The organism is Streptomyces sp. NPDC101166, from assembly GCF_044768125.1.
GTDB lineage: Bacteria > Actinomycetota > Actinomycetes > Streptomycetales > Streptomycetaceae > Streptomyces.
On record NZ_JBIWPF010000038.1, the window covers coordinates 1 to 17,861 of the forward strand.

The following is a 17,861-nucleotide window of genomic DNA, read 5'->3' on the forward strand; positions in this document are numbered from 1 at the left end:
GGAGGAACTCCCACTCCTCATCGGACAGTTCATGTCGACGTATCACCCAACCATGATCCACCACTCAAGATCAATTGAAGACACGACCTAGGAGCTTGTTGGCCCGCAGCTTGTCGGGAGAACCCGGGCGTGGTCGGGTGGGGGCGTTCGCCTTGACGACTTTCTCCCCGAGGGCGGTCAGGACCTCGGGAGGGCACGCTCCATGCAGGGCAGGAAAGAGATGTTCCTCCTCAGTCGGGAAGTGTGGGGTCAGCTGAGTGAGCAGGCTGTCGAACCGTGAGTCGTCTTCCGAATCGGTCGGCCAGGAAGCCCTTGTGCTCGACCACCGTCCGCCCCCACGCGGCGAGCTCGGCCGCGAGAGCGGCGGTCAGGGTGGTCTTGCCCGACAGATCCAGGCCGTCGGCGAGGACGCGCATGACGTACCTCCGCGAATTCGGGCCAAGGATGCCCGCCGCGGGGCGGCGGGCAACCGGTCCGGCTCGGGAAGAACCGGAGACAGCGACTTCTGCATCGGTCCGGCCCCGGTATGGAACAGATCACCAGCACAAGCGGGGGTCATGGACATGCTCTGGCGAGTGCTTGTCCTCCCCCCTGCCCAGACTGGTCCGGACCAGAAAGCCGGGGTCCGTGTCCCGCGACGGGGCAACGATGTGCACCCGTTGGGTACCAGGGATACCCACCTCGACGAGTGTCCCGCCGCGGAACATCCACAAACCGAACAGGTCGTCGTCCTCGTCGTGCAACATGACCTGCACGCAGGCGGGCTCGTTCCACGGCAACGACTCCAGGTCCTTGAGCACGCCGCGGCGCCGGTCCCACCGCTCGAACTCGATGTGCCAGCCCCCAATGAACCAGGGGATCTGCACGAAGCAGCCGCGCCAAGTCCGGGCTTCGTCCGGTCGCGTCAGAGGCTCCATCACCTCGTCCTCATGACGCGCCAACACGATGACCTGCGCCATTCTGCTCATGCCCACATGTCACACCGTGCCGGACCCCGAGGCAATCGATTTGACGCCCGGAGCCGTCGGTCCTTCAGTATCCGGCGTCCGCCTCCCCAGACTTCTGGAGCTTCTCCAGCCAGTGCGACAGCACCAGTGCCTCGTCACTCGTGAGCTTGATCGTGACCTGGCCATCACTCATGCACACCCCTACGGCTCAGCCCGTCCTCGACCGCACGAACCTACTGGGCTTGGACCTTGACCAAACACATAGGGGCACCCCCCCGGGGAGCTGGCCCGTCTTGAGCAGGAGACCGCCCGACTGCGACATGCGGTCGACTCCCACGCGACGGTCGCCAGGCCATTGGCGTCCTCATCGCGGCTCAACGGTTGCCGCCGGGTTCGAGATGCTGCACGAGGTCTCCCAGCATCTGAACATCAAACTCCACTCGGTCGCGCAAACCCTGATCCGCTGGGCGCTGTGGGCAGCAGCCGCTGCCGGAGCCGCCCGGCGAGGAACTACATGCCGCGGTGCAGCGTCGCTCACGGCGTGACCCGCCGGAACAGGCTGGTAGGAGGTCAGGCGTTGAGGGCCTGCAGGACGCGGGCGTCGGCGAGTTCTTGTCATCTCCGCGTCCCGTCGCTGAGCCCACGACGATGCCCTTGACGCGCCCGACGACCTCACCCGCGCGGGTAGGTGGCGCAGTACTGGCCACGACCCGGAGGGCGGCAGTCGACTGAGAGTTCGACCGACCGACCGACCGACCGGACGCGCGGCGCGGCCGTGGCTATAGACGCTGGTCCACCCGCTCCACTCGCTCCTCATCCCACGCCGAACCAGTGATTCGAACCTGCGCACCCGGCTCCTTGGGGAATGCTCAGTTGGCCGAAATCATCCTCCCATTCGGAATAACTGCTGTTATCATTTGCAGGAGCGCTCGGTGATCTTGTAATGTTCGAATTTCTATAATTCGTCATCCTTCGCAGGGGGAATCATGACCAAGAGGATAATTGGGCGGCTGAGCTGCGTGGCTGCCGCGACAATCGTGGTCTCAGCAGTTGCAATCCCGGCCAATGCTGAGGCCGCGCCCGGGATCGTGAGCAAGAATGTGTATCGCAACGGCCATTATTTCGGCACCGTCGAGTGGAGTGCCGACCCGAATGGCTCGAACCCCGGTGACGCCCTGAGGGTCTGCGACTACAACGCAGACGGAGCGGGACTCTCGGCCCAGCTCAACCAGGCTGACAAGCACTCCGTCGACACGTTCGGCCATGGCTCACCGTACTGCTCGGGTTGGGGCACGGGAAACCTGCCCGAGGGTGCATCTGTCATCGCAAGTGTCTTTACTGGGAACAGTGAGATCTCCATCTGGTCTGGCGACTTCACATTCACAGCCTGACTGCAATTCCCCACATTCACGTCTGACCGCGCGCAAGCGACCCCATCCAGCGCTTCATCTTGCAGTCGCGCGTGGGTGCGTCGGCGCCCGGCGACCGGTGGACGCTGGAGGGGCACAGCCTGATTCCGCTAGGCCGTGTTTTAGAAGTCCCGGGCGGCTAGCCATTTGGTTAGGTCGCCCGCAATGCGGTCGCTGCTGGTCTGGATCGTGACGTCGTGCTCGCGGCGGACTACCTCGTATCCGCCCTCGTTCAGGACGGCGACGGAGGCGAACCGGGCGGGGTCGTCCTGATCAGGTTGGATGACGACGAACGTGTTGTCACTGTCGTCAGAATCTCGCCAGGGAGCGTGCCGGCAGGGTCGGCGTCGAAGTGGCGCCGTTCAAGGAGGAGTTGCTGCGGGAGCGACTTTGTCTCGCTCCGCCTCAAGCTCAGCGACGTCGCGCTCCACCTCGAGCTCAAGCGACCGCACTCGCGGCATGCTCGGCCGGGCCGAACTCGCCCTGATGAGGCCAGCCGCCGATTTGGTCGACACCTCCCGTGCGGCCCTCGTCGACCAGAACGCCCTGCTGGCCGTGCTGCACGAGGGGCCTGATCGCCGGCGCCGGCGTCGACGTTCTCGAGATCGAGCCGCTGCCGGCCGGCCGCCCGGTGCGCACCGCCCCCGGCTGCTCGCCGCCCCGCACCTCGGCACGTCTCGCAGGCCGGCTACGCGACGTACTGCAGCCACGCTGTCGAGGACGTCCAGGCGTTCCTCGGGGGCGAACCGGTACGCCGGCTCGGCCGGCCGGAGGCGCGGTCGGCCGCCCCACCGGTGGGCAAATCGGTGTCCCTGAGAGCCGTTCGGAGTAAACAATCCGCACGTCAGAGACGGTGTCTGGACGCCATCCGCAGGGGGCGGGTCCAGATCCAGCCGCAAAGGGGGCGAAGCGGGTTACCGGAAGCCATCGCCTCCACTGCGTCCGGATGGCGTTCCCGCAGTTGGAACCGGCGGTGGGGTATCCCGTGCGCGCTGTCCGGACGTATCCGCGGACAGGTCAGACGGCACGTCCGGACATGCTCCTCAATACCCGGCGGCCTGATTCGAGCAATCCTTCTTTCGGGCAGGAGAGGAAACGGGGAAACCCGCAGCTGGCGGAGCTCATTGGCGACGCTCTGACCGTGACCGTGTCCGCCGAGGGCGGTCAGTTCCGGTTCGGCGTCTTAGATCCTGTCATCGGCTAGGGTCTGCTGCGCTCCCCGTGTCGTCTGTGCGTTGCCTGTGACGCCCTCGCCGCTCGCTGCGTTCCCGGCGTCACCGCCGACGGCGAACACTTACACGGCGGCGTCCACTGCTCCGTCGGATTGGTCACCGCGCTGGCCCCGCAGATCGGTTGCGCCGCCGGCATCGCGCTCTCCTGCCGGGTCGTGGCTGCAGGCCGCGCCGTGGAGGACCTTGCCGCCGAGGCCGGCCTGCTCACCATCGGCCGACCGGACACGCTCCTGCGGCTCGAGAACTTCACAGGACGCTCTACCCGACCCGACCCGACCCGCGTCGGCAGCCGCTCCGTGACCCGTGCGCCTTTCGCGCGGTGTCCGTCAACTGAGCGTAGAACGGGGGGGTATCCGGCACGTGGGGAGGCGATGGCAGAGACGCGTTCCAGGCCCGATCCACGGCGAGGGACGCAGCGCGGCGCTGCTGTCGTTTCCGTCGCCGAGGCCGGCCGGGCCCGCACCGCCGTCGCGCCGAGGGACCAGCCACCGGGCGTGTGACGTGGATCACGCGGGAGGGAAAACCGGAAGTGCGGACCCGGCGTCTAGCGGGTGTGAGATCAGTCAGGAAGGCACCGGGCGAGCCGGACGAGGAGCGTCTCGTCCAGCTGGTGGCCACGGGTGACCGCGCGGCGTTCGAAGAGCTGTACCGGCGTACAGCACCGTGGATGGTGCTGCGACTGCGCCGTCGCTGTGCCGACGAGCAGATCGTCGCCGAGGTCATGCAGGAGACGTATCTGGCGGTGTGGCGTGCGGCGGGCGCGTTCGCGGGGACCTCGGTGGGCGGGACGGCTGTCGGATGGCTGTGGACGATCGCGGCCCGCCGCCTCGTCGACGCCTTCCGGCGCAGGGCCCATCATGCCGAGCCGCCGCCGGCCGCCGCTCTCGCCGAGGTGGCGCCCGCCGCCGAGGACGAGGCGCTCGCGGTGACCGTCGGCGGGGACGTCGGTGACGCGCTGCGGCGCCTGGCGCCCGAACTCAGGCAGGTACTGCAGGCCATGGTGCTCGACGGGCTGTCCGTTCGGGAGACCGCCGTGCTGCTCGGGCTGCCCGAGGGCACGGTCAAGACCCGTGCCCGCCGGGCCCGGATCGCGATGAGGAAGGCGCTGACATGAGCGTGGAACACGCGTCGATGCGGATCATCGACGGTTACGCGCGCGGCGGCACGGACCTCGCCGCCGACGAGGTGTGGGCCCTGGAGGCCCATCTGGAGGCGTGCCGGGTCTGCCGTGAGCGGCTGTCCGCGGCCGTCGCGGCGCAGGCGCCGGCCGTGGCGGCGTTGGTCGCCACCGTGTGGTCCGGCCTCGAACCCCAGCTGGCCGTCACGGCCACGATGCCGCACGGACGGCGCTGGCCTGCACGGCTGTCGGCGCGACTGTCGAGGTGGCTGACGCCCACCATGGCGCCGTGGCTGTCCATGGTCGTGGCCGTGACGCTGCTCGCGCTGCTGCTCGACCTGGCCGGTTCCGGCTCCGGCTCCGGCTCCGGCGAGGTGTCGCTGGTGCTGCTGTTCGCGCCGGTCCTGCCGGTGCTCGGCGTCGCGGCGTCGTGGTCGCGCGGTCTGGACCCGGCGTACGAGCTGACGGCGTCGGCGCCCAGGGCCGGGCTCCAACTGGTGCTGCGGCGCACCGCGTCCGTGCTCGCCGTGGTCGTCCCCGCGCTGCTGGTGGGCGGATGGATGACGGGGGTGATGGTGGCCCAGTGGCTGCTGCCCTGTCTGGCCTTCACCTCGACGACCCTGGCGCTCGGCGGTGTCGTCGGCGTGACGCGCGCCGCCGTCACGCTGGCACTGGTGTGGGCCGCCGTGGTCGTGGCGCCGACCGCGGCCGCCGGCCGTACGACCTTCGCCCTGCAAACGGGCGCTCTGCCCGTGTGGGGGCTGGTCCTCACGCTCGGCATCGGTGTCGTGATCGCCCGCAGGGGTGCGTACTGCGTGCTGGGAGCCCATCGATGACCCCCGGAAGGGAACACCACATGACGCCCGCGTTGAACGCGGCCGACATCTCACCGACCGCCTACGCCTGGGAGATCCAGGCCACCGGGCTGAAGGTCAGGGTCGGCAGGAATCGGATGGCTGTCGACGGGCTCGACCTGTCGCTGGGCACCGGCGTGCACGGCCTCCTCGGCCCCAACGGAGCGGGCAAGACCACCCTCATCCGGACGATGGCCACCGTGCTGCGTCCCACCGAGGGCGCCCTGGAACTGCTGGGCGAGTCCGTGGGCGGCCGGGGCGGGCACCGGACGCTGCGCCGCCGGATCGGCTACCTGCCGCAGGAGTTCGGCTACTACAAGCGCTTCACCGTGCGCGAGTTCGTCGAGTACATGGCATGGCTGAAGGAGGTGCCCAAGGCGGACATCCCCGCGGCGGTCCAGCGTGCCGTGGAGCGAGTGGGCCTGGCGGACCGCGCCGACGACAGGATGAAGGCCCTGTCGGGCGGCATGGTGCGCCGGGCCGGCATCGCTCAGGCCATCGTCAACGATCCGTCGATCCTGCTGCTGGACGAACCGACGGCCGGCCTCGACCCCGCGCAGCGGCTGCGGTTCCGCGAGCTGCTGCAGGAACTGGGCCGGGACAGCTGCGTGGTCGTCTCGACCCACTTGGTGGAGGACGTCGCCGCTGCCTGCACCGACGTGGTCCTCTTCGCCGGCGGACGGCTGGTCTTCCAGGGCACTCCCGGCGAGCTGGCCGCCGCGGGCGGTCCGGAGCACGAGGGCGACAGCCCGTCGGAACGCGGCTACTCGGCCCTGCTGCAGGGCCCCGAGCAGGCAAGGGGCGCCTGGTGAACATCCGTGTCCTGCGCATCGAGCTGAAGCGCTCCCTAGCCCCGTGGGCCGGCGCCGTGATCCTGACGACAGCACTGGCGTTCCTGTACTCGATCAACGCCGCGTGGTCGAGGGGCGCCACGGCGTGGACGGCCCAGTGGACGTCCCTGGCCCTGTGGACCCGCAGCCTGCTGTTCTACCTGTGGCCGCTCGCCGTGGGGCTCGGGGCGTTGCAGGGCCTGCGCGACCACCGCTCGAAGATGTCCGAGCTGCTGACCAGCACACCGAGGCCCGCCCGGCACCGCGGGGCCACCATGGCGGGCGCGATGGCGATCGCACTGGTCTCGGCCTTCGCCCTCCTCGTCCTCGTGGGGGCCGTCCAGGTGCTCGGCAACAGCGAGTACACGCACTTCGGATGGCTGCCGATCTCGCTGGTGGGGGCGCTCTTCCTCGTCGCGGGGGCCGTACTGGGCATGGGGGCCGGACGGACTCTGCCCTCCGCACTCACCCCGCCCGCGCTGGCCATGGGCGCCTTCGTCTTCACGGCCCTCATGTACATGTCCTTGGGCCGGACGGAGACGACCACGCCCGGGGGTTTCCCGAGCACGGAGCCGAACCGGGTCTCCCTGCTGTCACCGACGGTGCAGGAGGTGCGCGATGTGTTCGTCACGCTCTCCGCCTCCGTGCACATCGGGCAGACGATCTGGCTGCTGGGCATGGCAGCGACCGGCTTCGCGCTGCTGGTCGCCGCGACCCCGCGCGCCCGGCTGATCGCCCTGACGCCCCTCCTGGCGGGCGCGGCGGCAGCCCTGCTCGTCCTCCCCTCCGACCCGCAGCGGATGTACGTCCTCGACGAGAACGCCGCGGAGCCGGTGTGCGACGGGCCGGTGTGCGTGACGAAGACGCACCAGGCGCGACTCGCCGGCCTGGCCGGCCCCGGCAAGGAGGCGCTGCGTCTGCTCGCCGGCGCCCTCGGCGACCAGGCGCCGGTCTCGGTCCGCGAGAACACCGCCGTCCTGCCGAACGGCGCCACACCGCAGTGGTCCCGCAGCACCGTCCTCTTCGACTTCGACGACGACGGCATCACCGCAGCGCAGGGCGACCAGCTGACCCGGGCCCTGATCGCCAAGGCCATGGTGCCGGGATGCACCCCCGTCGGCTGGAACAGCTCGGGGCAATATGCGGACGCAGCCGCGCAGGCCGTCGCCGTGGGCTGGGTCCTCGGCGATCTCCAACCCCCTCCCGCCACCCTCCCGGCCGGCATGCCCCGCGCGGTCGACGACGAGACCGGCCCGCTGTGGAAGGAACTCACGGCGCTCCCGCGGGCCGAACAGCTCTCACGCATCAACGCGATGCGCGCCGCCGCGCTCTCCTGCGAGAGCGATGCCTTCGACGTGCTGAAAGGCGGTGTGTCCCCGTGAGATGGCTGATGCTGTACGCGCGTTCGCGTCAAGTACCCGCGTCGCTCGCCACCGCGGTGATCACCGCGATGACGGTGGTGGCACTCGCCGGCGACGAGGGCGAGGGCCCCGGTGATCCACGACTGCCCGTGCTGATCCTCATCACGGGGGCGATGGCAGCCTCCGTCGGGCTCAGCGGGCAGGACCTCGCGCTGGACCGGACAGCCGCGATCCGCTGGGCGCCCCGCAGAGCGGCGCACGTGCTGCTCGCCGGCGCAGCCGTCGGCGCGGTGCTGCTGACGGCGCAGACCATGGGCGAGCACACGGCCGCCGCCCTGTTCGTCGTCCGGGACAGCGCGGGCCTCATGGGACTGGCCGCCCTGGGCGCGGCGCTCGCGGGCGGCCGGTACGCATGGACGCTGCCGTTCGCCTGGCTCTCGGCCGCGTTCCTCGCCCCGTCCGCCACCGGTACGCCGATGCAGGTGGCGACCTGGATGCTCCTGCCGCCCGGCACGGCAGCGAGCACCTGGACGGCCCTGCTCCTCACGTTCGCCGGCACCGCGGCCTACGCCTTCGCGGGACCGAGGCGGTAGCGGACGAAGGGGCCGGGGCAGAAGCCCTCACGGTCGACGCCGACGTACTGAAGAACCTGCCGTACGACGTCCCACACCACACCCTCATGTTCGGCGCGCAGACCGCCGGCACCTGACACCCAGCAGCCCCACCGCACAGGTCCCGTCGCCAGACCCGCGCGGCTGGTCCTGCTGCACTGAACTGAATGGTGGACCGCGAGGGACAGACCGCGGACGGCTCGCCACATGCTGGGTCGGCGCGTGGAACAGATCGGCAAGGGAGTCGGCGAAGACCGGCGGGACAGCTGCGGTCTGCGTTGCTTGCGCGCCGGCCCGCTCGGAACGCCTCGGAGAGCTGCACATGGCCCTCGCCCGACACGCCGCCATCTGACGCGTCGGCCACTGGCCGGACGGCGTTGGGCGAGCGCTCCGCTCACGAGGTCGTCCAGGAGGGCAATGCGGACAGTGATCCGTTTACCGACCGCCTCACGCTGCGCGTCTACGACGGCTGGAACCAGAGCTACCGCTGCTTCCCGCTGTGGCTCCTCGCCGTCGCGCAGGTCCGGGAGAACGTGCAGCACTTCGACAGCGGTCCGGGAGGCGTCCTGCCGCCGGCACTGGCTCGGAATATTCATGGGCTCCGACAGCACTGGGCCTTCCCGGCGGGCCGAGCGCGGCGGTGGTCTCAGCGCCAGTCGTCGATCACATACGCGTCGGGGTGGCTGTACCCGGGTTCGTTGGGCCTGTGCATGGTCACGCCCTGCAACCAGGTGCGGAAACCGCGATCGATCATGCGCCGGTAGGCATCCGGGCGGCCAAGGTTCATACCGGCGTCCAGTTGGCCCAGGCCGCGCTCGGCGGCCAGCCCCTCGCACGCGCCGAGCAGTCGCTCGAACCGGCCGGCGGCCTCCGGACCAGGACGTACGGCGCCGAATTTGACGAAGCACACGTCCGCGCCGGCCTCCGACCCGGCTCCACAGTGGCAGACGGCCAAGCCATCGAGCTCGGAGCCAGTGCCATGGAGCAGGATGGTGTCACCGAGCCCCTGCCGTTGCGCGGCCACGATCTCGCGTTCCAGGCTCAGGCCCTCGTACACGACTCCGGTCAGTGCGCGACAGAGACTCAGCGCGTCAGGCCGCTCGGCAGCGGGCAGTTCGCCGTAGAGCACCCGGCCGGGGAATGCGGCACCGTCTGCGACCTGCTTCTTCATGATGGCTGTGAGGAATCGAGGCCAGAAACCGTACCGGCGGTACAGCTCAAGATGCTTGGGACTGTGCGAAAAGGTGAACAGGCCCAGGTGGCGGTTCCCCCATGCGCCGAAGCAGTCCATGACCGGCTCCATCAGACGCCTGCCGATGCCCTGGTCCCACAGATCCGGACGTACGGTCAGCGGTCCGAAAAACCCGACGCTGCCCCAGTCGGTGGCGAAGTTCGATGCCACGACTTCACCCTCGACCGTCGCCGCGAACGCCGCCCGCGGATCGGCCGCCCAGCGCGTACGGACATAGTCGACGGTCCCGAAAGGATCAGGCGCCCCCAGGAAGGTCCCGAAAGCGTCCCCGCAGATCTCATCGGCCCGATCCAGGTCCGCCTCACCCAGCGGGCGGACTGATACTGGGGCCGCTCCACTCTTGTGCTCCGCTGCTGGTGGGGACATCGCTCTCTCCTTCCCACCCCGTTCCATCCCACCACGGTGGTATGCCGCAGGCGAGGTGAACGGCCCGCGACCTGAAGAGCGACTACATCCGGCCGACCCCCATCACCCCTGGCACGGGCGAGGCTTCAGCGCCAGCTGGGGCACCTGCGGTGAGCTGGAGTACTACCCCGTCCCGACCTGGCGGCGTCGTTCCTCGCCGGCCCCGCCGTCCCGTGCAGCGCGCTGATGCTGGGCGGGGATTGCCTCGGCCCGGCTGCGGCTTGTAACCGGCTCACCGCCCGCGAGGTGCGCCGCGAGACCGAGGACGCCGTCTTCGTCGCCTTCGACGTCCCGGCCGGACTGGCCCCCGCCTACCGCTTCACCCCCGGGCAGCACAGCACCCCGAACTGCCAGGTACCGCCGTACCGTCGACCGATGGACCGCAGCAGCGAGATCCGCGAGTTCCTGCGCACCCGCCGGGCCAGGCTCACCCCCGAACAGGCCGGCCTCGCCCCGCACGGCGGCGCCCGCCGCGTACTGGGGCTGCGCCGCGAGGAAGTCGCCCAGCTCGCCGGCGTCGGCGTCGACTACTACATCCGCCTGGGCGGGGCCGCACCCAGGGCGTCTCCCAAACCGTCTTGGAGGCCGTCGCCCGCGCCCTGCAACTGGACGACACCGAACGCGCCCACCTCTTCGACCTCGCCCAGCCCACCACCGCCCGGGCCCGCCGCGGGCGCCCCCGCGCCCCCCAGCGAGTCCACCCGATCCTGTACCGGACCCTGGACTCGCTCAGCGTCCCCGCGGTGGTCCAGGGACGACGCGGCCGCTGCACAGCGTGCTCGCCGCAAACCGGCTCGCCCACGCCCTCTGCACCGACTTCGAAGCCCGTCCCCGCCGCGAACGCAACTTCGCCCGCTACGTCTTCCTGGACGAAGCCGCTCGCACCCTGTACGCCGACTGGGAGAAGGTCGCCGGCGACTGCCTGGCCATGCTGCGCCTGTACGCCGGACGCCATCCCGACGATCCGCAACTCACCGAGCTGATCGGCGAGCTGTCCCTGCACAGCGACATCTTCCGCCGCATGTGGGCCGACCACGACGTCGTCGCCCGCACCACCGGCACCAAACGCCTGCGTCACCCGATCGCCGGCGATCTCACCCTCGACTACCTGGTCCTGGCCATCGAAGGCGACCCCGAACAGACCCTCACCCTCTACACCCCCGAACCCGCTTCCCCTTCCGCCGAAGCTCTGGGCCTTCTCGCCAGCTGGACCGGTACTTCGGCCACCTGGCCGCGCACCCGTGAAGAGAAGACCGACTCAGCCGGCTGGCCACGGGCGGCAAGCACGCTCGTGAGGCACGGACCGCCGACAGCTTCCCCCTGGTTGTGCAGCGCCAGTGCCGGTCGCTGCGCGAAGAGTCGACGAGCGGCGAACTCGACTCCAGCGCGGCCCGCCGCCGCTGCTACGGACACCCGGTCGTGTCCGTCCCGGACCACCTGAGCAGATCGAACGCCACGAAGTGGGCCAGCCCCTCCTCGGCTGCTCGCGGTGCCCCGGCACCGCGGTAGGCCAGCCGGTTCTGCAACTGCTCGAACGCGAGGCGCTCCGCGGCGTCCCATACGACGAGCTCACGGTTTATGTGGGCTACCGCACCTGTCTCATCGGCGGGTCTTTCTCCGAGGGCTCGATCACGGCTGCGCCTGGCCGTGGGCAGTGGCGCCGGATTGTCGGATCCGTGAACTGAGGATCCGGAGCTTCTCTTCGCTGGGGGAGCCGGGGGCGGGTGACCAGACGGTGAGGTGCTGGTCAGGGTCTCCGCTCCAGTAGAAGCTGTCCCAGTCGAGGGTGAGTTCGCCGAGTTCTGGGTGGTGGATGGTCTTGCTGCCGAAGTTCTGGCTGGCGACATGGCGGCTTGCCCACCACTGCCGGAAGAGGGGATAGCCGACCGAGAGTTCGCCGACCAGGTTCGCGAGCCGTGGGTCGCTGGGGTTGTCGACGACCTGCATGCGCAGGAGTGCGACGCCGGTACGGGCCATGCCCTCCCAGTCGTCGTAGAAGTCCTTCATGCGCGGGTCGGCGAACAGCATGCGGACGTAGTTGCGCTCGTGCGGGGCCATCTTGTCGATGTCGATGAGCAGCGCCGCGGCGAGCGGGTTCCAGGCGATGAAGTCGAGGTACTTCCCCACCACGAACGCAGGCGTGAGCGTCAGCTGGTCCAGGAGGCGCTGGATCTGCGGCCGCGCCGGCGCCGGCCGGCGCCTGGGTGAGGGGCGTCGATCGGCCTGTCGGGCGAGCCCTTCGATGTAGGCGCGCTCGACCGGTGTGAGGCGCAGCGTGTGTGCGAGGGCGTCGAGTACCGGCGGGGAGGGTGCCAGACGTCCCTGCTCGATGCGGCTGTAGTAGTCGTGACTGATCGAGGCCTGCGCGGCGACTTCTTGCCGCCGCAGGCCGCTCACCCGCCGTGTGCCAGGGTCTCCCGGCGGCAGGCCGAGCGCGGTCGGGCTGAGTTCGCTGCGGCGGGCCTTCAGGAACTGGCCCAGCTCCTCCAGGTGCGGGTTCTTCGCGCTCACGCTCACGTCTTTCATTGTTCCGCCTGCACAGAACCGCGCTCAGGGCAGAAGGCCCGGGCGCGGTTCTGGCAGAACAAGTCGGGTGGGGCTTGTGGCGAGCGCCTAGACCAGGTGGGTGCGCAGGAACCGCGTCACGTTCGCGACGGCGTTGTCCATCTGAGCGGGCGAGTCGTAGTAGTCGTAGTGGGTTCCGTCGGCCCACACGAGTTCCTTCTCACCCTGGACGCTGTCGTAGAGCCTCTTCGCGCGGTCCGGGAAGGCGGAGCCGTCGGAGTGCACCACCATCGTCGGCGTTGTGATCTTCGGAGCCTGGCTGAGCGCGTCGAGGGCGATCCAGGTGTCCCAGGACGTGACGTCGAATTCGTTCTTGTACTCGGGGACGTTTCCGCGTGCCGGGTTGGTGTAGTAGTCGTATGCGCCGGGCGTCGGGTTGTAGTTGGCGGCCCGCCGGTCGGTTTCGCTGTACACCGGGATGATCGTCGCTTCGCCCGTCTGCTGGAACGTGCGGCGGGCGGCGTCGGCGTCCGCGAGACGCTGGGCGATCCCGTCCTCGCCGTAGGTCAGCTTGAACGTGTCCTCGTCGGCGAGGAAGGCGGCGATCGTCGCGAAGCCCTTCACGCGCGGGTCCTGCGCGGCAAGGTAGGCGCCGTTGCTGGCCGAGGTGCACACGCCGACCATGCCCACGGCATCCACGTACAGCTGCTCGCCGAGGTACGTGACGGCGGCCTGAAGATCGCTCAGCTTCTCGGCCGGAGACTCGAACTGACGCGGCTCGCCGGCGCTCTCTCCGTAGTGGGCGTAGTCGAAGGCCAGCGCGACAAAGCCCTGCTCGGCGAACCTCTGCGCGTAGGCGTTGGGCATCTGCTCCTTCACGGAGGTGAGCGATCCCTGAACGATGAGCGCCTGGTAGTGCCCGCTCTCGTCGAAGCCTTCGGGGGTGAACAGGTCACCCACCAGAGTCAGACCCTCACGATCGAAGCTGATCTTGCGGTTCACGGTTGTTTGCGCCTTCGAGTTGTCGGCATCGGTGGACTTGGAGTTGGTGGTCGCCATCGCGGCGGGGGTGAGCGCGGCGCCTACCGCGACCGCGCCTGCGGTGCCGATCAGGCCCCGCCGCGTAACACGGGGCCTGGGGTGATGGGGCGTGGGGGGAACGGCCATGGGGGCGTCCTTACCTGCCTTACGTCGTAGGTCGTAACGGGGATCACGGTGCCGCGGAAGCGCTGTTGATCTTGCGCTTCCGCACGTACGCCTCCGCGAGCGCCGCCGCTGTACGCAGCGACACCACGAGCGTCCGCCTTGCCGCCGAAACGGACAATGGGAAGAAATTTTCCTAGGCGGCGTTGCGACGGTGCACAGACGGAGCACCGCCTCTTCACCGATGGTTGGAGTGCAGGCCGAAGATGAGGTGTAGGTCGAGATGCCGTCGGACACAACCTTCACCTTCATCAGGCGATGCGGTTTGGCGATGCCATCCCGGGGGGCGAGACACCAGCGGGCGGAGGCACGCCTACAGCACATGACGCCGTCCAGCGCGGTTGCGTCCGGCAACGTGGACGGCGAGGTCGAACGCGGACCGAACTTGATGAGGCCGGGAGGCGTGTCGTATCCCCTGACGCTTTGGGCGGGACGGAACCCCGGACCGGACCTGTCCGGGGTCAGCGGAACTTCCCAGCGCCGGCGAGGCGTCTCTCCGTATATGGAAACTGAACAGACGACCCGGCGTGAAGCCGCCACCGGCGCCGCGGGGTGCCTGGCAGCGGTACTCGGCGCGCTGGCGGGCTTCGTGGTCTGGCTCCCGTACGGCCGGCGGGGCCTCTTCGGCGGTTTCGAGGGCGAGACCAACCCAGACTTGCTCCGGCTGGGCCTGCCGGTCCTGGTGTTCGGCGGGACCGCCGCCGCCCTGGCTGTTGTCGTCGCTGTACGGGGCCGGTGGCGTACCGCGCTCGGACTGGCGGCGGCCGTCGCGGGGCTCGCCTGCTTTGGGTACGGCTTCGATGTCCTGGCCGGTCCGCAGGCGACACGGCACTGCGCGCCGTCCTGCTGAGCTTGCCGTGCTTTTGCTGATCGTTTCAGCATGAGTTGAGCCGCGGGTCCTGTGCTCGACGATCTTGGTCGGCAGGGTGTCCGAGTGCGAGCTGATCTTGTTCCGGACGACCTGGGGGAGCGCGTGGCCCTGCTGCTGCCACCTGCTCCTGCTCCCGAACGGCGCCGCCGTCATCCTGGGCGGTTGCGTGTTCCTGACCGGAGTTGATCGTCGACTTCCACGGAACCCCGCTCGCCGTCACGCTCACCGGCGGCAACCGGCACGACGTCACCCAGCTTCTGCCCCTGATGGACGCCGTCCCATCGATCCGGGGCCTACGAGGACGCCCCCGCCGCAAGCCCCGACGCCTGTACGCCGACCGGGGCTACGACTACGACAAGTACCGCCGCCTGCTGTGGAAGCGCGGCATCAAGCCCGTGATCGCCCGACGCGGCGTCGCCCACGGCTCCGGACTGGGCAAGGTCCGCTGGGTGGTCGAACGTGCCTTCGTCTGGCTGCACCAGTTCAAACGGCTCCGCACCCGCTACGAACGACGCGCCGATTTCCACCAGGGCCTGCTCGAACTGGCTTGCAGCCTCGTATGCCTCCGCCGCCTCCGAACTGCATTCTCAAACGATCAGTAAGCACCACGCCGACATCGACTTCTACGGTGCCCGCACAGTGGCCGGATCGTTCGGTCTTGCTGGGCGCGGTTGAACGGTTGGGCCCTGGTCCTCACGCCGACTGGGCTGGGTGGGGCTGGATGCTGCCGGTTTCAGGTGGGGCGGCGGATGGCCTGTACGGCGGTGTCGTAGAGGTCGAACAGGTCGACCTGTCCGCCCAAACGTACCCATTCCTCGTTGGCTGCCTGCAGGCAGATGATCGCCGCGGCTGCGATCGCGCGGGCTTGCAGAGTTCGGCGGTCGAAGTCGGGCAGCCGCGGCTCGATCAGCGGTGCGAACAGGCCCTGCCAGCGGGCTTGCTTCTCGGCATGCCCGGCGCGCAGGGAATCGTTGCCGAACAGCAGAGTGATGAACTCCAGGCGCCCTTCGGCTGTCATGTCGATCTCCTCGAGCACCTGGAACGCCGCGCGCAGCGCCGTCCAGGCATCCTCGTCGGCCGGGCGCTCCGCGAGGCGCGCGGCGATCAGTTCACCCTGTTCGTCCAGGCCGCTGAGTGCGAGGTCTTCCTTGTTGCGGAAGTAATTGAACAGAGTCCGCCGGGAGACGCCCGCGGCGGCGGCGACCTCGTCGAGGGTCGTGTCGTCGTAGCCCTTGGCGGCGAACAGCTCGATAGCGGTCCGGGCCAGCAGTGATCGAACCACGGAGCGGGTCTGCTCCCGAATGGGTGACGGTTTCTGAGGCATGCACCGATGGTACAACGCTTTACGCAATGCAGTTAGTTGCACTCAGTGCAAAAGCGTGCGTAGAGTGAATGCTATGAGCGACATCGACTACCACCGCCAGACCGTCATCGTCACCGGCGCCAGCTCCGGTCTCGGTGCCGAATTCGCCCGCCAGCTGGCCCGCCGCGGCGCGGACCTCGTGCTGGTGGCCCGGCGGGCGGACCGGCTCGAGAGCCTGGCCGCCGTACTCACCCGCGCCCACGGCGTCACGGCGACCGCCGTCGCCCGCGACCTCGGCCTCCCCGACGCCGGCCGCACGCTGCGCGCCGAACTCGAGTCCCGCGGCATCTTCGCCACCGGGCTGGTCAACAACGCCGGCTTCGGCACCCACGACGCGTTCACCGACGAGGACCCCGACCGCCTGCAGAGCATGATCGCGCTGAACGTCAGCGCGCTGGTCGACCTCAGCCGCGCCTACATCGCCCCGCTGACCTCCGCCGACACCGGCGTCCTGATCAACGTCGCGAGCCTGCTGGGCTTCCAGCCGACCCCCTACCTGAGCGTCTACGGCGCCACCAAGGCCTTCGTCCTCAGCTTCACCGAATCGCTGTGGGAGGAGACCCGCGGCACTGGCCTGCGCGTCCTGGCCGTGTGTCCCGGCGCCACCCAAACCGAGTTCTACGACGTCGCCCACAGCCAGTCCGCCGACTACGGCACGAAGCGGGCCACCCCCGAGCAGGTCGTGACGATCGCCCTCGACACGCTGGACCGCCGATCCGCGCCCCCGTCGGTGGTGACCAACGGCCGGCCGCTCGCCCTCGCCGGCAAATTCCTGCCGCGCCGCTCGATGGTCCGGCTCATGGGCTGGATGGCCCGCCGTCAGCGCCCGCTCCCCGCCGCCCGCACCAACAGCCAAGGAACACGATCATGACCATCGCCGACGCCACCGGACAACCCACCGGCGAGGAGCGCTTCCATGGCTGATCACGACCTCGTCCTCGTCACCGGCGCAGGCGGCATGGGCCGCCTCGTCACAGAGCGACTTCGCGCGCAGAACGTACCGGTCCGCGTCCTGGTGCGCCGCGAGGACGACCGCGCGGCCGAGGTGCGGGCATTGGGCGCCGAGGTCGTCACCGGGGATCTGGCCCGGCCCGAGACGGTGGCGGCCGCGCTCGACGGCGTCCGCCGAACGTACTTCGGTCTCAGTGTGTCCCCGGACCACCTGCTGGCGGCGACCGTCATGGCCACGGTCACGAAGGCGCACGGTGAACTCGACGTGCTGGTGGACATGTCGCAGATGACGGTGTCGCAGATGACCGCCATCAGCACCGCGGAATCCCACCAGCAACGGCTGCACTGGCTGGCGGAGCAGGTGCTGGACTGGTCGGGCCTGCCTGTGGTGCACGTGCGCCCGACGACGTTCCTCGACAATCCGCTGTTCACCGCCCTCGCGGCGCGGTCGATCCGCGAGAACGGCACACTGGCGCTGCCGTTCGGGACCGGACGCACCTCGCCGGTCGCTGCCGACGACGTCGCCCAGGTGGTCGCGACCATCCTGCGCGATCCCGGGGAGCACGCCGGAAAGGTGTACGAGCTGACCGGACCGCGGGCGCTCGACATGAGCGAAGCAGCCCAGGAGTTCTCCAAGGCACTCGACCGGACGGTGACCTATCGGGACGTCCCCCTGCAATGGTGGCGCACAGAGGTACTCGCGAAAGCGGGCCTGCCACAGCACACCGAGCAGCACATCGCGACCATGGCGCAGCTGCACCGCGCGAACCGTTACGACAGGGCGACCAGCGACGTCGAGCGCATCACCGGGAAGCGGCCCCTGACCGTCGAGGAGTTCGTCACGGTCCGCAAGGACTTCTACCTCGGCTGACTGCCGCAGGAATCCCGGAGGAGTGCTCGGGCCGATCCTCGCCACCCGCCGCCTGCCGCTGGCCCTCATCGAAGGGCCA

General features: G+C 69.4%; 16 protein-coding genes and 4 pseudogenes. 12 read left to right on the forward strand and 8 right to left on the reverse strand.

Annotated elements, in window-relative coordinates:
• Nucleotides 1-230: 230 nt before the first annotated feature.
• Nucleotides 231-416: a hypothetical protein gene (locus ACIRS4_RS35345; RefSeq protein ID WP_404203896.1), complete on the reverse strand. Its 186-nt coding sequence runs from the start codon at nucleotides 414-416 to the stop codon at nucleotides 231-233.
• A gap of 120 nt (nucleotides 417-536) precedes the next feature.
• Nucleotides 537-959, reverse strand: coding sequence for a hypothetical protein (locus ACIRS4_RS35350; RefSeq protein WP_404203898.1), 423 nt, complete (start codon nucleotides 957-959; stop codon nucleotides 537-539).
• A 974-nt stretch (nucleotides 960-1,933) separates the two neighbouring features.
• Between ACIRS4_RS35350 and ACIRS4_RS35355 the strand changes: the two genes are divergently transcribed.
• Nucleotides 1,934-2,338, forward strand: coding sequence for a hypothetical protein (locus ACIRS4_RS35355; protein WP_404203900.1), 405 nt, complete (start codon nucleotides 1,934-1,936; stop codon nucleotides 2,336-2,338).
• Nucleotides 2,339-2,478: 140 nt separating this feature from the next.
• On the opposite strand, the pseudogene ACIRS4_RS35360 reads toward ACIRS4_RS35355, so the two are convergent.
• Nucleotides 2,479-2,673 (reverse strand): annotated as a pseudogene (locus ACIRS4_RS35360) (hypothetical protein); the annotation flags it as partial.
• Here ACIRS4_RS35360 and ACIRS4_RS35365 point away from each other — a divergent pair.
• The 6 genes and pseudogenes from ACIRS4_RS35365 to ACIRS4_RS35390 all read left to right on the forward strand — a co-directional run.
• A pseudogene (locus ACIRS4_RS35365) lies at nucleotides 2,667-3,120 on the forward strand (NAD(P)-dependent oxidoreductase); the annotation flags it as partial. The pseudogenes ACIRS4_RS35360 and ACIRS4_RS35365 overlap by 7 nt on opposite strands.
• Before the next feature lie 1,021 nt (nucleotides 3,121-4,141).
• Nucleotides 4,142-4,702 carry an RNA polymerase sigma factor gene (locus ACIRS4_RS35370; protein WP_404203902.1) on the forward strand — a complete coding sequence of 187 codons (561 nt, stop codon included), beginning with the start codon at nucleotides 4,142-4,144 and terminating at the stop codon, nucleotides 4,700-4,702.
• Complete coding sequence (locus ACIRS4_RS35375; RefSeq protein ID WP_404203904.1) at nucleotides 4,699-5,541, forward strand: zf-HC2 domain-containing protein; 843 nt, start codon at nucleotides 4,699-4,701, stop codon at nucleotides 5,539-5,541. The genes ACIRS4_RS35370 and ACIRS4_RS35375 overlap by 4 nt, the downstream gene beginning before the upstream one ends.
• Complete coding sequence (locus ACIRS4_RS35380; protein WP_404203906.1) at nucleotides 5,538-6,371, forward strand: ABC transporter ATP-binding protein; 834 nt, start codon at nucleotides 5,538-5,540, stop codon at nucleotides 6,369-6,371. The genes ACIRS4_RS35375 and ACIRS4_RS35380 overlap by 4 nt, the downstream gene beginning before the upstream one ends.
• Nucleotides 6,368-7,771 carry a hypothetical protein gene (locus ACIRS4_RS35385; protein WP_404203908.1) on the forward strand — a complete coding sequence of 468 codons (1,404 nt, stop codon included), beginning with the start codon at nucleotides 6,368-6,370 and terminating at the stop codon, nucleotides 7,769-7,771. The genes ACIRS4_RS35380 and ACIRS4_RS35385 overlap by 4 nt, the downstream gene beginning before the upstream one ends.
• Nucleotides 7,768-8,343 carry a hypothetical protein gene (locus ACIRS4_RS35390; RefSeq protein WP_404203910.1) on the forward strand — a complete coding sequence of 192 codons (576 nt, stop codon included), beginning with the start codon at nucleotides 7,768-7,770 and terminating at the stop codon, nucleotides 8,341-8,343. The genes ACIRS4_RS35385 and ACIRS4_RS35390 overlap by 4 nt, the downstream gene beginning before the upstream one ends.
• Here ACIRS4_RS35390 and ACIRS4_RS35395 read toward each other — a convergent pair.
• Entirely contained in the window at nucleotides 8,316-8,462 is a 147-nt protein-coding gene (locus ACIRS4_RS35395) for a hypothetical protein (protein ID WP_404203912.1), read from the reverse strand. The genes ACIRS4_RS35390 and ACIRS4_RS35395 overlap by 28 nt on opposite strands.
• Nucleotides 8,463-9,007: 545 nt before the next feature.
• A complete protein-coding gene (locus tag ACIRS4_RS35400) occupies nucleotides 9,008-9,979 on the reverse strand; it encodes a GNAT family N-acetyltransferase (protein WP_404203914.1) in 972 nt (323 codons plus the stop codon).
• 414 nt (nucleotides 9,980-10,393) lie between these two features.
• Here ACIRS4_RS35400 and ACIRS4_RS35405 point away from each other — a divergent pair.
• Nucleotides 10,394-11,246: pseudogene (locus ACIRS4_RS35405) on the forward strand (helix-turn-helix transcriptional regulator); the annotation flags it as partial.
• A gap of 401 nt (nucleotides 11,247-11,647) precedes the next feature.
• Here the strand turns inward: ACIRS4_RS35405 and ACIRS4_RS35410 are convergent.
• The gene (locus ACIRS4_RS35410; RefSeq protein ID WP_404203916.1) at nucleotides 11,648-12,535 is read right to left on the reverse strand and encodes a helix-turn-helix domain-containing protein; all 888 of its coding nucleotides are present in this window, start codon (nucleotides 12,533-12,535) and stop codon (nucleotides 11,648-11,650) included.
• 96 nt (nucleotides 12,536-12,631) lie between these two features.
• Nucleotides 12,632-13,690 carry an alpha/beta hydrolase gene (locus ACIRS4_RS35415; protein ID WP_404203918.1) on the reverse strand — a complete coding sequence of 353 codons (1,059 nt, stop codon included), beginning with the start codon at nucleotides 13,688-13,690 and terminating at the stop codon, nucleotides 12,632-12,634.
• A gap of 538 nt (nucleotides 13,691-14,228) precedes the next feature.
• Between ACIRS4_RS35415 and ACIRS4_RS35420 the strand changes: the two genes are divergently transcribed.
• Together ACIRS4_RS35420 and ACIRS4_RS35425 are read left to right on the forward strand one after the other, a co-directional pair.
• A complete protein-coding gene (locus ACIRS4_RS35420) occupies nucleotides 14,229-14,576 on the forward strand; it encodes a hypothetical protein (protein WP_404203921.1) in 348 nt (115 codons plus the stop codon).
• Nucleotides 14,577-14,779: 203 nt separating this feature from the next.
• A pseudogene (locus ACIRS4_RS35425) lies at nucleotides 14,780-15,199 on the forward strand (IS5 family transposase); the annotation flags it as partial.
• A gap of 131 nt (nucleotides 15,200-15,330) precedes the next feature.
• Here ACIRS4_RS35425 and ACIRS4_RS35430 read toward each other — a convergent pair.
• Nucleotides 15,331-15,921 (reverse strand): TetR/AcrR family transcriptional regulator, encoded by a 591-nt coding sequence (locus tag ACIRS4_RS35430; RefSeq protein ID WP_404203923.1) that lies wholly within the window; start codon nucleotides 15,919-15,921, stop codon nucleotides 15,331-15,333.
• Between the two features lie 73 nt (nucleotides 15,922-15,994).
• On the opposite strand from ACIRS4_RS35430, the gene ACIRS4_RS35435 reads away from it, so the two are divergent.
• Nucleotides 15,995-16,831 (forward strand): SDR family NAD(P)-dependent oxidoreductase, encoded by an 837-nt coding sequence (locus tag ACIRS4_RS35435; RefSeq protein WP_404203925.1) that lies wholly within the window; start codon nucleotides 15,995-15,997, stop codon nucleotides 16,829-16,831.
• Between the two features lie 45 nt (nucleotides 16,832-16,876).
• Nucleotides 16,877-17,782 carry an NAD(P)H-binding protein gene (locus tag ACIRS4_RS35440; RefSeq protein WP_404203927.1) on the forward strand — a complete coding sequence of 302 codons (906 nt, stop codon included), beginning with the start codon at nucleotides 16,877-16,879 and terminating at the stop codon, nucleotides 17,780-17,782.
• Nucleotides 17,783-17,861 lie beyond the last annotated feature (79 nt).